The organism is Erwinia sp. L03-1 (assembly GCF_058686115.1).
Genome location: NZ_CM178762.1, coordinates 4,129,920 through 4,143,811, shown reverse-complemented (window position 1 = coordinate 4,143,811; position 13,892 = coordinate 4,129,920). Strand labels below are relative to the sequence as shown.

Sequence of the window (13,892 nt, the reverse complement as noted above, 5' to 3'; positions counted from 1 at the left end):
CGATGGAAGAGTCAAAAAACGGTTTCTGGTATGCAGACTGGTCCTTTCCGATTTTTGTCGGCCTGCTGTCTGCCGGAGTATTCGCCGGGACGCACATGTACTACGTCTACGGGCTGGGCGCATTCAATGAAGTCGCCTTTGTCTCCATGCTGCGGTCGGGAATGGAAACCGGCGTCTACGGCGCAGTGGCAGCCTTTGGCGCCAGCTTTCTGTTTGCCCGCATCATTGAAGGTTCACTGGTCGGTATTCTGGATATTGGCGGCGCGATTCAGACCGGTATCGGGCTGGGCGTACCGGCGCTGCTGCTGGGGGCGGGAATTATCTATCCGGTGGCGAACTTTGCGGCCTCGCTGGTGACCGGGCTGGTGCTTGGGGTTGCGGTGGGTTACGTGATTATTCTGGCGCGCAGGTTCACCATCAATAACAGCGACTCCACCTACGGTGCAGACGTGATGATGGGGGCAGGGAACACCTCTGGTCGCTTTCTGGGGCCGTTGATTATTCTCTCTGCGATGACGGCTTCAATACCGATTGGCTTAGGCTCGCTGCTGGGGTCGCTGCTGTTTTATATGTGGAATAAGCCCATTACCGGCGGAGCCATTCTGGGGGCGATGTTACTGGGGGCGATTTTCCCGGTAGCCCTCTGATGTCATGACGGTTTGCCTGGAATGGGCAAACCGCGCTTTGGATGCTGCGGCATCCGGTATTAAAGGAGTCAGTCATGTTTGATCTTGTTATCCGCCGTGCGCGTCTGCCTGATGGCAGCCTGACCGACATCGCCATAAGCGACGGTAAAATTGCTGCGCTCGGCGAGGTGCACGGGGAAGCGGCCACTGAGAGGGATCTTGCCGGGCAGTGCTGGCTTAGCGCGGGCTGGATCGATTCGCACGTCCATTGCTACCCCAAATCGCCCATCTATCATGATGAGGCCGATCGCATCGGCGTGGCAACGGGCGTCACCACCGTCGTGGATGCAGGCAGCACCGGCGCGGACGATATCGACGATTTTTATCAGATCACCCTCGAGGCAGATACGCGGGTTCATGCTCTGCTCAATATCGCCCGCACCGGGATCGTGACGCAAAACGAGCTGGCGGATATGCGTCAGATCGATAAGGTGGGCATTTACGATGCCATTAAGCGGCTGCCGGGTTTTATTCTCGGCATTAAGGCGCGAATGAGCAGCAGCGTGGTGGGCGCAAACGGCATTCATCCGCTGGTGCGAGCCAAAGAGATCCAGCAGGAAAATGGCAATCTGCCGCTGATGGTGCATATCGGTAATAATCCCCCGGACCTTGACGAAATCGCCGACCTGCTCGGCAGCGGCGATATCATTACTCACTGCTATAACGGTAAGCCTAACCGTATTCTGACGCCCGCCGGAGAGCTTCGCGCCTCGGTTAAACGGGCCCTGGATCGTGGGGTACGCCTGGATGTGGGTCACGGTAGCGCCAGCTTTAGCTTTGAGGTCGCCCGCGTGGCCATCGCACAGGGCATTCTGCCGCACACCATCAGCTCAGATATCTACTGCCGCAACCGCATTAACGGCCCGGTACATTCGCTGGCTCACGTAATGTCGAAATTCTTCAGTGTGGGTATGACGCTGCCGCAGATTATTGACTGCGTGACGCTTCACGCTGCCCAGGGCCTGCGTTTGCGCGACAGGGGACGGCTTGAAGTGGGACTTGACGCCGACCTGACCCTTTTTGATCTCAAAGAAGAACCCTGCCTGTTTATCGACTCCGAAGGGCAGTCGGTTGCCGGTGAGAAACAGCTGATACCTCTGGCCGCCGTTGTGGGTGGCGAGTGGTTTATTACCGATGAAGGGAAAAAGCATCATGTCGTCAATTTATGAAAAATATGGCCTGAAGCAGGTCATTAACGCCTCAGGCCGCATGACCATTCTGGGCGTATCGACGCCGGGTGAAGAGGTGGTTGATACGGTCAAATACGGGCTGAATCACTACTTTGAAATGAAAGACCTGGTGAACAAGACCGGTGCGTATATCGCCGGGCTGCTCGGGGCGGAAGATGCGGTAGTGGTCTCCTGCGCGTCTGCGGGTATCGCTCAGGCCGTGGCCGGGATGATTGTGAAGGATAACGACTGGCTGCTGGAAAACCTCCACGCCGCGCCGCTAACCGTGCCACACGATATTGTGGTGCCTAAAGGCCATAACGTGAATTACGGCGCGCCGGTCGGAACGATGGTTACCCTGGGCGGGGGGCGTCTGGTAGAAGCGGGTTACGCTAACGAGTGCTCAGCCGATCAGCTCTCCGCGGCTATCACGCCGCAGACCGCGGCCATTCTCTATATTAAATCGCACCACTGCGTACAGAAAAGCCACCTCAACGTTGAGCAGGCGGCCACGGTAGCCCGCAAACACGGTGTCCCGCTGATCGTGGATGCCGCCGCAGAAGAAGATCTTAAGTGCTACTACCAGTACGGCGCAGACCTGGTGATTTACAGCGGTGCCAAGGCCATTGAAGGCCCTACCAGCGGTCTGGTCATGGGACGCAGGCAGCCTGTTGAGTGGGTAAAGCGGCAGTCAATGGGTATGGGTCGCGCCATGAAAGTGGGCAAAGAGGGCATTCTGGGGCTGACCCAGGCGATTGAAAGCTATCTGACCCAGGAGAAGGTCACTGGCGTGCAGATGGTCGAAAAAATGACTCCCTTTATCAGCAACCTGAACGGCCTGAATGGCATTACCGCCCGCGTGGTGTGGGACTCGGCGGGGCGCGACATTGCGCGAGCCGAGATAAAGCTGGATGAAAAGGCAATAGGTTATACCACCGGCGATGTGGTGCAGGCGCTGAAAACCGGTGAAATCGCCATCTACTTCCGCGGCTATAAAGCTAACGAAAGTATTATTGAGGTCGACGTGCGCAGCGTGTCGGTCGGGCAGTTAGATACCATCTATGCATGTATTAACGCGTTGTTAGCAGGAGAGAAAAAAGCATGACGCTGAACCCTAAATTTTATCAAGACCGCGTGTGTCTCAACGTGCTGGCTGGCTCAAAAGAGAATGCCCGTGAGATCTGGCAGGCCGCTGAAGGCCATGTGCTGGTGGGCGTCCTGTCGAAAAACTATGATAGCGTAGCGAGCGCCGTTGCCGACATGCGTGAATACGCTGCGCTTATCGACAATGCGCTCTCCGTCGGCCTTGGCGCAGGCGACCCTAACCAGTCGGCGATGGTGAGCGCCATCTCCGCTGAAATTCAGCCGCAGCACGTTAATCAGGTCTTTACCGGCGTGGCAACCAGCCGTGCGCTGCTGGGGCAGAACCAAACCGTCGTAAACGGTCTGATTTCGCCTACCGGCACGCCCGGCCTGGTAAAAATCTCCACCGGCCCGCTGAGCTCAAGGGCGGCTGATGCCATTGTGCCGGTGGCAACCGCTATTGCTATGCTGAAAGATATGGGTGGCAGTTCGGTGAAGTATTTCCCAATGGGCGGTCTGAAAGCCATTGATGAGTTCACCGCCGTGGCGAAGGCCTGCGCGGAGCAGGACTTCTGGCTTGAGCCAACCGGTGGAATCGATCTGGAAAACTATGAGGCGATTCTGCGAATTGCGCTGGATGCTGGCGTAAGCAAAATCATCCCGCATATCTACAGCTCCATCATTGATAAAGCCTCGGGCAATACGCGCCCTGCCGATGTCAGTGCGCTGCTGGCAATGACCAAAAAATGGGTTAAATAAGCTCGCCCGACCAGCCTCAGACCGAGGCTGGTCGGCCTCTCTTCTGAATGAGGATCACCATGCGCAACGGCCCGTTAATTACCGTCCTCTCATTATCCCTGATGGCCGCCACTTCGCTGGCGGCCCATGCACAGTATGCTTATGTCGGTACTTATAATCCCAACGGTGAGGGCGTCTACCGCTTTCAGGTTAGCCCACACGATGGTGCACTGAGCGATAAAACTCTGGTAAGTCATCAGGCAAATGCGGCGCAGCTTACCCTTGATGCCAAAGGGAAAACGCTCTACGTTGCCAGTGAGAGCGAGAAAGGCACGGTGGCCGCCTATACCATTAATGGGGATGGCAGCCTGACAAAGCTGAATGAGGTCAGTTCTCAGGGGGCCGGCCCGGTATACCTTTCCCTGACCCCGGACGGCAGATATTTGCTGGTGGCTAACTACGTCAGTGGGAGTAAAGCCGTTCTGCCGGTGCAGGCCGATGGCCGCCTGGGAGAAGCCAGCGATACGCAGCAGGACAGTGGGCCAGCCGGTGCCAGCCACCCAGCGGCGGCGGTCGAAGGGAGTTTTGCGGCAAGCGACCATAACGGTCCGCATGCGCATATGATCGCCAGCGATCCCAGCGGAAAATTTGTCTTCTCGACCGATTTGGGGCTGGACCGCATCTATCAGTATCGCCTGAACAACGCGGGCCAGCTACAGCCGAATACGCCCGCATGGATCCCGGCATCTTCTGCGGGCGCAGGCCCACGGCATTTCGTTTTCCAACCGGACGGCAGCGCGCTGTATCTGATCAATGAAGAGGCTTCAACGTTAACTCGCTATCGGCTTAACGCGAAAACCGGCGTCCTGACTGAGGGGGCTACGGTTTCTGCATTGCCCGACGGCTATAAAGGCACCAGCTTTGCCGCCGGGCTGGTCATTGATAAAGCGGGTAAGAATCTCTACGTGGCGAACCGGCTGCACAATAGCATTGCGCATTTTGCTATTGGATCCAGTGGTGCGCTGAGCCATAAAGATGACGTCTGGACGCGAGGTGACTACACGCGCACCCTTACGCTCTCTCACGATGGTAAGACGCTTTACGCCATCAATCAGCGCAGCGATAACATCACGCGCTTCCGGGTGGATAGCAGCGGCGCGCTCTCTTTTACCCAGGACTATACGGCCGTTGGCGCACCCTCACAGCTGGTGCTCACGCCTTAGCATTTTGTAACCCGAGTCGGACGCGCTGACCGGCTCAATAAAGACGGGAGAAATCGTGAGATTTCCTAACCAACGCCTTGCTCAGCTGTATGACCTGCTCCAAAACGAGACGTTGCCTCAGGATGAACTGGCGCGCCGCTTCAACGTTTCGACGCGCACCGTGCGCACCGATGTGACAGCCCTCAACGGGATGCTGGTGGATCACGGCGCGCGCTTTGTACTGAATCGCGGAGAAGGCTATCAGCTTAAGATCGACGATGCCGTCCGCTATAGCCTGCTACAGCAGCAGTCTCCTTCCCATCTGCGGGTTCCGCGTACCTCTGCCGCACGGGTACACTACCTGCTGACCCGTTTTCTCACCTCTGCTTTCTCCCTTAAGCTGGAGGACCTGGCGGACGAATGGTTTGTCAGCCGCGCCACGCTACAGAGCGATATGGCTGAGGTAAGAGAGTGGCTGGGACGCTACAAACTGTCGGTCGAAACCAAGCCGCGCTATGGAATGAAGCTGTTCGGCAGTGAAGTGGCGATTCGCACCTGTCTGACCGATTTGCTCTACCAGATCGCGCTGGAAGACAGCGATAACCCGCTGCTCAATCTCGAGGCGCTAAACAGCGGTATTCTCGACCAGCTACAGCCTCTGTTACAGCAGTGCTTCAGCCGCTTCCATATTCGTATGACTGACGACAGCGAGTTTTATCTGCGCCTCTACTGTGCGGTAGCGGTAAGGCGCATCAGCGAAGGTCACCCGCTCTCTGACTTTAGCGCGGAAGATGTGGATGAAGACGTACGGGATGCGGCCCGCCACATCGTCAACCTGCTGCGGCCTGTTACCGGCAAGGATATCTCGCCCTCCGAGGAGGCTTATCTGCGGGTGAACATTGCCGCAAGGCGAATTGAGGAGATTGCTCCCAGCGCCATCAGCCCGGACGATGGTGAATCGCTGGTTAACTACATTCTTAGCTATATCAATACCCAGTACAATTTCAATCTGCAAAACGATCCACAGCTTCGTGCAGACCTGCTGACGCATATCAAAACGATGATTACGCGGATGCGCTACCAGATTAATATTCCCAATCCGCTGCTGACCAATATCAAGCAGCACTACCCGCTGGCGTACGACGTGACGCTGGCGGCAGTATCAAGCTGGGGGAAATACACCCCCTATGTGATTAGCGAAAACGAGATTGGCTTTCTGGTTTTGCATATCGGTGTGGGGCTGGAACGGCATTACAACGTGGGCTATCAGCGGCATCCGCAGGTTTTACTGGTATGCGATACGGGTAACTCGACCGTGCGGATGATCCAGGCGATGCTAATGCGGAAATATCCGCAGATCGTGGTCAGTAATATTGTTTCGCTTCGACAGTATGAGCAGCAGGGTAGCGTTGAGGAGGATTTTGTTATCTCCACCGCTCGCCTGAGCGAAAAGGACAAGCCCGTTGTGGTGATGTCGCCTTTTCCCACCGACTATCAGCTGGAGCAGATTGGCAAGCTGGTGCTGGTCGATCGCACCCGGCCTTATATGCTGGAGAAGTTTTTTGACGCCAGCCACTTCCGCATCATCGACAGACCCATGACCCAGTCCGAACTGTTCAGAACGCTCTGCGATCAGCTGGAACAGGAAGGCGTGGTGGATGCAGCGTTCTTCCCCTCAGTGGAGGAGCGTGAGGCCATCGTCAGCACCATGCTGGGCGAGGGGATCGCCCTGCCGCACGCGTTAGGACTGTCAGCAAAGAAAACGGTGGTTTACACCGTGCTGGCTCCGCAGGGAATTAGCTGGGGGGATGAAACGGCCAGCGTGATTTTTCTGCTGGCGATCAGCAAGACGGAATATGAAGAGGCGATGGCCATTTACGATCTTTTTGTGACGTTTATGCGCGAAAGGGCGATGGTGCGGCTGCGGGACAGCACGGATTTCGACAGTTTCAAGGCGGTGGCAATGGACTGTTTAAGCCGGTTATAAAGCGCAGCGGCAGCGTGGCCGCCCGTGTAAAACGCCACACGGGCGGCTGTCAGGCTATTTAAGAATTGTAAAAGCCGTCGTGACGTGTTTGACGCCGCCCACGCGGCTGGCAATATCTGCTGCCGCTTTGGCTTCACTCTCGGTTACCAGACCCAGCAGGAAAACTTCGCCATTTTCGGTGGTCACCTTAACGTTAGAAGACTTCACCTGATCGCTCGACAGCAGCTGTGAACGCACTTTGGTGGTTATCCACGTATCCGAAGAGGCGGTGCCGAAGGTGGCTTTATCGCCGGTACGGATCTCGTTATAGACCTCCGTTGCTCCGTCTACGCCCATGGCGATCTGTTTGGCCCGGCTGGCAACGTCAGCAGTGGGTGCCTGGCCGCTCAGTAGAACCTTGCCCTGGTAAGCGGTAGCGGAAATATGCGCATCGTTTTTGATCTGCTGATCTTTGGATAGCGCGTTGCTTACGCGCAACTCTAAGGTGCCGTCATCCACCTGGGTGCCAACGGTGCGGGGGTCGGTCGCGGTTTTAGTTGCAACCGCTGCGCTGCCTACTACGGCGGCCACGCAGCCCTGAAGCATCAGCGCGGTAAGAATAACGGCAAGTGCAGAGAATGCCTTCATTTAAGCTCCTTTAAACGTCCTGCTGGGGAAAAAGCGTGTTATCGATTAAATCACACAGGCAATTTACGGTTAACATGTGCATTTCCTGGATCCTCGCGCTTCTGTGCGAGGGAATACGAATTTCTACATCCTGTGGCCCCAGTAACCCGGCCAGCTCGCCGCCGTCATAGCCGGTAAGCGCCACTATTGTCATATCCCGCGTGACGGCGGCCTCTACGGCTTTCACAATATCACGGCCGTTGCCGCGCGTTGAAATAGCCAGCAGGATATCGCCAGTGTGGCCCAACGCCCGAACCTGCTTGGCGTAAACTTCATCGTGCAGACGATCGTTACCGATAGCCGTCAGCAGGATATTATCAGCACTGAGTGCAATCGCGGGCAGGCTTGGACGTTCGGTTTCGAAACGGTTAATCATGCTGGCGGCAAAGTGCTGGGCGTTTGCGCTTGAGGTGCCATTGCCGCAGCTCAAAATTTTGTTGCCATTTAACAGCGACTGAACGATAGCCATAGCCGCGTGGGAGATCGCATCCGGCAGTGCTTCTGCTGCAGCAATCTGTGTTTGAATACTCTCGGTAAAACAGACTTTTATTCTTTCCAGCACTTCTTTCACCTGGCTCGTGTTGGCGGACAGCTACGCTGCCGTAAATGCATTGGGCAACCACTCGACCTGTGTCCCGGTCATCGCCACCACGTCAAAGCGGCAGTCAGTGGTATCGAGGCTGGCTCCATGCCCGCGTAGCCACAGCGCGGCAGTGCGCAGCAGCTTTTGCTGTTTGCTTCGCGTCACGCTTGCCGCTGCGCCGCCATACAGCGCGTTGCGACGGTAGCGTACTTCCACAAAAACCCACGTATGCGCATCCCGCATGATCAGGTCAATTTCCCCGCAGCGAAAGCGAACGTTGGCTGAAACAAAGGTTAATCCTGCATTCTCCAGCAGGCGGCGGGCCTGTTGTTCAAAGCCCGCCCCTGTCTGCTGGCGACTCAGGATGCCGGAACGATTTGCCCCTGGCGATACTGGTTCCATATCAACTTCCTGTTGATCACGCAGTCCTGTGACGCGTTCAGGCTACCGGTTTCTCCTTTGATCTGGAAGCCGGGCAGCTGACGCATCTCATTAAAATGGTTAGCCAGCGTCCAGGCATCAACGCCCATGGCATACAGGCGAACCAGCGAGTAGTCATTGTTAAATGTTTTCGCTGCCTGCTGCATTAGCGCCGGATTACTGCCTGAAAGCAGTGGCGCGTCGCTAAACTGCACACCCTCCATTTCAAGACGATAGTCCGGACCGGCACCGGCCTGGTTGCTGCGTGAGCTGGCATAGAGCTGTACCATGCTGCGGCTGCTGGTGCGCATTGAAATCATCGGCTTGATCAGCGCCATCTCCCCCTGCGTCGCGACGATATATACCGAATCTACGCTGCCGCCGTCGGCAGAAGAGGGCGAAGTATCCTGCACCGGGGCAGGAATGGTCAGACCGGCAATGGTCACGCCCTGCGGCTGCTGCGGCTGAGTCGTAATCGGCGTACCGCTCAGGCGCAGGCCTGCTCCGCTGTTAATACCCTGCTTCAGTTCTCCCGTTGAACCAAACTGCTGTTGCAGAACGGTGTTCCCGCCCAGCTTCTGCCATTCAGTTGCGAAGGCTTTGCTTACGCGGTCACCCAGCGAGCTGCGTGGCACCATCAATAGCGGAGCACGTTTGCCCTGGTCCCACATATGATGGGCGGCATCGCGGGCTTCGTCTTCAGGAGAAAGCGCAAAGTAACAGAGATTCGGATGGTTCTGGACAGACTCAGGTTCGTTCAGGGCGAGAATGTTCAGTGGAGTCTGCACGTTAGCTAACTGCTCTACGTTGCTTTTCAGCAGCGGACCGACCACCAGCGTTGCGCCATCCTGCTGGGCTTTTGCCAGGACCTGGTCAATGGGCTGAGAACTGGTGTCGTAAACCTGAACCTGCGTCGCGCTGGAAGGCGGAGCGGTCTGTGCGGCAAGGCTGCTCTGCTGAGCAGGCTGGCCCTGAGCAGCAGCATTGTCTGCATTTCCGGCTGGCGTCTGAACCGACGCACCCGACGGGTTGGCGGCTGGCTGATTAGCCTGAGCGGCAGAGGTACTGACAGCAGCCTGATTGGCTGGCGCTGATGTACCTGCGGCTGTCTGTACGGCAGGGGTATTGGCTGGCGCAGAGGAGGCTGACGGTGCCGCTGGCTGCGTTGAGGATTGATCAGGTGCCTGCGACTGCGACAGTACGCCATTTTTCGCGTCGTTGAAGCCGCGCTGAATGGCATTAGCGAACACCTGTGCCTGCCCGCTTAGCGGCAGGAGCAGGGCGATTTTACCGGTCGACGACTGCTGGAAATTCTGCACCTGGCTCAGGGGCGATGGTAGCATTTTAGCCGCCGGGTTATAGGGGTAGCGCTTCTGCCAGTCGCTGATGCCCGCTTTGAGCATATCCGGGTTGCTGCCGTTAGTCCGGTAAACGCTCAGCAGATCCAACCACCCCTGAAGAATATTTTCGTTAGCATTGATCACCATGTTGCTGAGCTGTTCTGGCGTGAGCTGTACCAGCGCCTGCCAGGTTGCATCAATATTTTTTTGCCTGTCGGCATTTGTCAGCAGCGGCTCCTGCGCGATTAAGGCGCGCAGCAGATCCAGCGATGGATGCCCCTGGGCCGCGGCAATTTGCAGTTGGTAGTAGCGAACCTGTTGGTCTTTTGACAATGAGCCCGCGTCAATCTGCTTCAGCAGCGCGCTGGCGCCGTTGGCGTCCTGCTGGGTTATTTGCAGTTCTGCCTGAAGCAGCAGGCTCTCCTGACGCTGCTTATCGCTGAGCTTTTGCGGCAGCTGGCCAATCTGGTCCTTAGCCTGGGGCAGCTTCCCTTCTTTCAACAACGCCCTGATTGCGAGTAATTGCCAGTCAACCTTGTTATCATCTGAGCTTTGCTGCATCTGCTGAAGGTAGTAGTCGGACGTGCCCTGGGCGCTGCCCTGCACGTTTGCCGTCGGTGATTGCGGCGCCTGACCGGTACATCCGGCAAAAATCAGGGCGGCCAGCAGAACAGGCATGCAGCGTCCTGCTTTGTTATGAATGACTTTCGAAGGAAGCATACTGTATCCAGTGATGTTTTTTTCAAGATGCTCAATATTAAATCGGCAATTCGGATCTCACAATGAAACAACACGATCGGGCAGATATTTCTGCCAGCACGCTCTATATTGTTCCCACACCGATCGGTAACCTGGGTGACATTACCCAGCGTGCCCTGATGGTACTCGCGGGCGTCGATCTGATCGCAGCGGAAGATACACGTCATACCGGGCTGTTGCTACAACATTTCGCCATCAATGCGCGCCTGTTCGCATTGCACGATCATAATGAACAGCACAAAGCAGAATCGCTGCTGGCTAAGCTGCGGGAAGGGCAGAGCATTGCACTGGTTTCCGACGCGGGTACGCCACTCATCAACGATCCGGGTTATCACCTGGTTCGCCTGTGCCGTGAAGCAGGCATTCGTGTTGTACCCCTGCCGGGTGCCTGCGCAGCCATTACAGCATTAAGCGCGGCCGGACTTCCGTCCGATCGATTCTGTTACGAGGGGTTTCTGCCCGCCAAAAGCAAAGGGCGCTGCGATACGCTTCGTGCTCTTGAGCAGGAGCCGCGCACGCTGATTTTTTACGAATCCACCCACCGCCTGCTGGAGAGTCTACAGGATATGGTGACGGTATGGGGGATGGATCGCTATGTGGTGCTGGCCCGTGAAATTACTAAAACATGGGAAAGCATTCACGGCGCGCCGGTAGGAGAACTGCTGGCGTGGGTGCGCGAGGATGAGAACCGGCGTAAGGGCGAGATGGTGCTGATCGTGGAAGGTTTTCACGCTAAAGAGGATGCGCTGCCGCCTGAAGCGCTCCGCACGCTGGGCCTGCTACAAAAAGAGCTGCCGCTGAAAAAAGCCGCGCAGCTGACCGCCGAAATTCACGGTGTTAAAAAGAATGCGCTCTATAAGTACGCACTGGATCAGCAAGAGGGGTGACAAACCGCGCCGAATGCCCTATTATCCGCGCCGAAGCTGACCAGACAGTCGCCGCTTTGTTGCCGTCCTCCTTCGGGGGAGACAGACAGAGGGGAGGAAAGTCCGGGCTCCATAGGGCAGGGTGCCAGGTAACGCCTGGGGGGCGCAAGCCCACGACCAGTGCAACAGAGAGCAAACCGCCGATGGCCCCCCCGGCAGATTTCAGGATGCAGCAATAGCCGCAGCTTGAAAGACAAAGGGGATTATGGGATCAGGTAAGGGTGAAAGGGTGCGGTAAGAGCGCACCGCGCGGCTGGCAACAGTTCGCGGCACGGTAAACTCCACCCGGAGCAAGGCCAAATAGGGGTTCACCAGGTACGGCCCGTACTGAACCCGGGTAGGCTGCTTGAGCCAGTGAGCGATTGCTGGCCTAGATGAATGACTGTCCACGACAGAACCCGGCTTACCGGTCAGCTTCAACTCATTCAGAAACAAGGCGCTGGTGTATTTCCGTCGCTCACATTAAATGTGAGGCTGGTAACGGGATGCATCAGCGGCTGTCTTTTACTTCCGCACATCGCTTTACGTTAGCCACTTCGACTTAAGACAGCCACCTCGACTTGCGATAGCCACTTCCGCTTACGTTAGCCACCTCGACTTGCGATAGCCACCTCGGCTGGCACTCGGGGCATCACGCTTTACCCTCCAACGCTCCACCCGTTCAATACGCTTTATTCACTCGGGTTTTGCTCCCCACGCTTTGGCAAAGCCATTGAGAAAGTAACGGATAGCGTAGGCGGAGACTGGAAGAGCAGTCAACGCTGTGGATGGCTGGAGCGGGGGTGATTCAGGCGTCAGTTATGACAAATGCAGGGGAGGCGATCCTTTACTCAAATTTCAGGCAAAAAAAAACCGCACAGGGCGGTTTTTTTATCACTAAATTTCAACTGCTCAGGCAGATGCCGTCATCGCTATCGTAATTTTTAGTGTGTTTCGCGAATTATAACGCGACAACGTTTACAGCTGATGGACCTTTAGCGCCGTTCTCGATAGAGAACTCAACTTTCTGGCCTTCATCTAAGGTTTTGAAATCGCTGCTCTGGATTGCAGAGAAATGTACGAATACATCTTTGCTGCCATCTTCTGGAGAGATGAAGCCGAAACCTTTATCAGCGTTAAACCATTTTACTAAACCAGTCATTTTGTTAGACATAGATATTTCCTATCATTTTTTGAGCCACTTACTGTGGCGAAGATGGTCTGCTTAGCAGAATTAAACTTATTGGGCACTTAGGAGGAGGCTCACGATGAAGGGTATCTAAGATAACACTTGAACTGAGGACTGCTTTACTAAAACTGCTTTCATAAGGTCTGTGTACCAAACCGATGACCAGATACTAGCCCCAATCGGGTTGATTAAGCAAGTGTTAATTTTTTTATTTTTCGAGCCGGAAAGCACGTCACGGAAGGTTGCTATATAGGTAGCTATAAAGGGAGGAAAACGATCGGGTCGCGCAACGGCCGGGTCAGGTACGCCACAATGATAAAAGCCCTGACAGAAACGGTCAGGGCTTTTAAGGTACTACAGAATCAAACTTTAACATTAATGGGCTTAATTACGTTTTTACTGCTATCGGTACTACTTTAAATGCACATGTTTATTAAAGATAATATTAGGGATTAAGAAATCCAGTGGAACCTCCCATATATTTACCGGTTAATAATAGCCTGCTAACCTTTTGAACCATGAGTCACGGCAGGTTAAACAAGTACACTCCCCTCGCGATATAGACTCTTTGATGCGTGGCTGTACTTTCATTGCGAAACAGGTAACCATAAAACATTGTTCGCAAAGATATTTACTTGGTAAATCATAGCCTTACATCATCGCGCTTATTTACACCCGTTGCGATTGGTGATGCTCACTGCATGGCCTGAAAGCATTGTCCTGTGAATGAAAAAAAATTCACAGCGACTAACCCATACAACTAACTTCGTGGCCTTTATCGCAATCTATTAAAAAATCCAACTTATTAACTCTTTCAACTTAACGGGCGAGAACTTTTCTCGTGCCGTTGAAATCCACTTTACGCATTATAAAATAAGAGTCAATACTGTTTTTAATGCCATGTGAATATTATCAGTATCGCGGTGATGACGATATGCCACAATATAAGGTGCGTGATTATTCACAATTGAATTTTGCAAGCGGATGACGAAGATGCGCCCGCCAGAAGCCAGAAGCCAGAAGCCAGAAGCCAGAAGCCAGAAGCCAGAAGCCAGAAGCCAGAAGCCAGAAGCCAGACGCCAGACGCCAGACGCCAGACGCCAGACGCACGCCAGTGGGCTAACCTGTTGGCATGACACAGTCAGTCGTCGGCACGGCATCCATC

The 13,892-nt window shown here is 55.2% G+C and carries 13 protein-coding genes and 1 other RNA gene; 9 read left to right on the top strand and 5 right to left on the bottom strand.

Features of this window, described 5'->3' with window-relative positions:
- The first annotated feature begins 2 nt into the window (after positions 1-2).
- The 6 genes from AC4PCC_RS19025 to AC4PCC_RS19000 all read left to right on the top strand — a co-directional run bounded on the left by AC4PCC_RS19025 (position 3) and on the right by AC4PCC_RS19000 (position 6,865).
- A complete protein-coding gene (locus tag AC4PCC_RS19025) occupies positions 3-647 on the top strand; it encodes a DUF4310 family protein (RefSeq protein WP_067704064.1) in 645 nt (214 codons plus the stop codon).
- A gap of 74 nt (positions 648-721) precedes the next feature.
- A complete protein-coding gene (locus AC4PCC_RS19020; RefSeq protein ID WP_492125564.1) occupies positions 722-1,855 on the top strand; it encodes an amidohydrolase/deacetylase family metallohydrolase in 1,134 nt (377 codons plus the stop codon).
- Complete coding sequence (locus tag AC4PCC_RS19015) at positions 1,839-2,960, top strand: DgaE family pyridoxal phosphate-dependent ammonia lyase (RefSeq protein ID WP_492125563.1); 1,122 nt, start codon at positions 1,839-1,841, stop codon at positions 2,958-2,960. Before AC4PCC_RS19020 ends, AC4PCC_RS19015 begins: the two co-directional genes overlap by 17 nt.
- A complete protein-coding gene (gene dagF, locus AC4PCC_RS19010) occupies positions 2,957-3,697 on the top strand; it encodes a 2-dehydro-3-deoxy-phosphogluconate aldolase (protein WP_492125562.1) in 741 nt (246 codons plus the stop codon). The genes AC4PCC_RS19015 and dagF overlap by 4 nt, the downstream gene beginning before the upstream one ends.
- 59 nt (positions 3,698-3,756) lie before the next feature.
- Positions 3,757-4,899 carry a lactonase family protein gene (locus AC4PCC_RS19005; RefSeq protein WP_492125561.1) on the top strand — a complete coding sequence of 381 codons (1,143 nt, stop codon included), beginning with the start codon at positions 3,757-3,759 and terminating at the stop codon, positions 4,897-4,899.
- A 55-nt stretch (positions 4,900-4,954) separates the two neighbouring features.
- The gene (locus AC4PCC_RS19000; RefSeq protein WP_492125560.1) at positions 4,955-6,865 is read left to right on the top strand and encodes a BglG family transcription antiterminator; all 1,911 of its coding nucleotides are present in this window, start codon (positions 4,955-4,957) and stop codon (positions 6,863-6,865) included.
- Positions 6,866-6,919: 54 nt separating this feature from the next.
- Here AC4PCC_RS19000 and dolP read toward each other — a convergent pair whose 3' ends face one another.
- From dolP to AC4PCC_RS18980, 4 genes are read right to left on the bottom strand one after another with little or no spacing between them, the layout of a single operon-like run.
- The gene (gene dolP / locus AC4PCC_RS18995) at positions 6,920-7,492 is read right to left on the bottom strand and encodes a division/outer membrane stress-associated lipid-binding lipoprotein (RefSeq protein WP_345830193.1); all 573 of its coding nucleotides are present in this window, start codon (positions 7,490-7,492) and stop codon (positions 6,920-6,922) included.
- Between the two features lie 10 nt (positions 7,493-7,502).
- Positions 7,503-8,093: a DnaA initiator-associating protein DiaA gene (gene diaA, locus AC4PCC_RS18990; RefSeq protein WP_067704043.1), complete on the bottom strand. Its 591-nt coding sequence runs from the start codon at positions 8,091-8,093 to the stop codon at positions 7,503-7,505.
- Between the two features lie 30 nt (positions 8,094-8,123).
- On the bottom strand, positions 8,124-8,516 hold the full coding sequence (locus AC4PCC_RS18985) for a YraN family protein (protein WP_067704041.1): 393 nt from the start codon (positions 8,514-8,516) through the stop codon (positions 8,124-8,126).
- Positions 8,474-10,594, bottom strand: coding sequence for a penicillin-binding protein activator (locus tag AC4PCC_RS18980; RefSeq protein WP_492125559.1), 2,121 nt, complete (start codon positions 10,592-10,594; stop codon positions 8,474-8,476). The genes AC4PCC_RS18985 and AC4PCC_RS18980 overlap by 43 nt, the downstream gene beginning before the upstream one ends.
- A gap of 62 nt (positions 10,595-10,656) precedes the next feature.
- Here AC4PCC_RS18980 and rsmI point away from each other — a divergent pair, with 62 nt between their 5' ends.
- Together rsmI and rnpB are read left to right on the top strand one after the other, a co-directional pair.
- Positions 10,657-11,520, top strand: coding sequence for a 16S rRNA (cytidine(1402)-2'-O)-methyltransferase (gene rsmI / locus AC4PCC_RS18975; RefSeq protein WP_492125558.1), 864 nt, complete (start codon positions 10,657-10,659; stop codon positions 11,518-11,520).
- A 32-nt stretch (positions 11,521-11,552) separates the two neighbouring features.
- An RNA gene (gene rnpB, locus AC4PCC_RS18970) (RNase P RNA component class A) lies at positions 11,553-11,981 on the top strand.
- A gap of 518 nt (positions 11,982-12,499) precedes the next feature.
- Here the strand turns inward: rnpB and cspE are convergent.
- Positions 12,500-12,712, bottom strand: coding sequence for a transcription antiterminator/RNA stability regulator CspE (gene cspE, locus AC4PCC_RS18965; protein ID WP_067704033.1), 213 nt, complete (start codon positions 12,710-12,712; stop codon positions 12,500-12,502).
- Positions 12,713-13,701: 989 nt separating this feature from the next.
- Here cspE and AC4PCC_RS18960 point away from each other — a divergent pair.
- Entirely contained in the window at positions 13,702-13,863 is a 162-nt protein-coding gene (locus AC4PCC_RS18960; protein ID WP_492125557.1) for a hypothetical protein, read from the top strand.
- The last annotated feature ends 29 nt before the right edge of the window (positions 13,864-13,892 follow it).

What these genes read in the sequence shown, in the direction of transcription:
- AC4PCC_RS19025 (WP_067704064.1), top strand. Translation starts at nt 3, where the DNA reads ATGGAAGAGTCAAAAAACGGTTTCTGGTATGCAGACTGGTCCTTTCCG.
- AC4PCC_RS19020 (WP_492125564.1), top strand. Translation starts at nt 722, where the DNA reads ATGTTTGATCTTGTTATCCGCCGTGCGCGTCTGCCTGATGGCAGCCTG.
- AC4PCC_RS19015 (WP_492125563.1), top strand. Translation starts at nt 1,839, where the DNA reads ATGTCGTCAATTTATGAAAAATATGGCCTGAAGCAGGTCATTAACGCC.
- dagF (WP_492125562.1), top strand. Translation starts at nt 2,957, where the DNA reads ATGACGCTGAACCCTAAATTTTATCAAGACCGCGTGTGTCTCAACGTG.
- AC4PCC_RS19005 (WP_492125561.1), top strand. Translation starts at nt 3,757, where the DNA reads ATGCGCAACGGCCCGTTAATTACCGTCCTCTCATTATCCCTGATGGCC.
- dolP (WP_345830193.1), bottom strand. Translation starts at nt 7,492, where the DNA reads ATGAAGGCATTCTCTGCACTTGCCGTTATTCTTACCGCGCTGATGCTT.
- AC4PCC_RS18985 (WP_067704041.1), bottom strand. Translation starts at nt 8,516, where the DNA reads ATGGAACCAGTATCGCCAGGGGCAAATCGTTCCGGCATCCTGAGTCGC.
- AC4PCC_RS18980 (WP_492125559.1), bottom strand. Translation starts at nt 10,594, where the DNA reads ATGCTTCCTTCGAAAGTCATTCATAACAAAGCAGGACGCTGCATGCCT.
- rsmI (WP_492125558.1), top strand. Translation starts at nt 10,657, where the DNA reads ATGAAACAACACGATCGGGCAGATATTTCTGCCAGCACGCTCTATATT.
- cspE (WP_067704033.1), bottom strand. Translation starts at nt 12,712, where the DNA reads ATGTCTAACAAAATGACTGGTTTAGTAAAATGGTTTAACGCTGATAAA.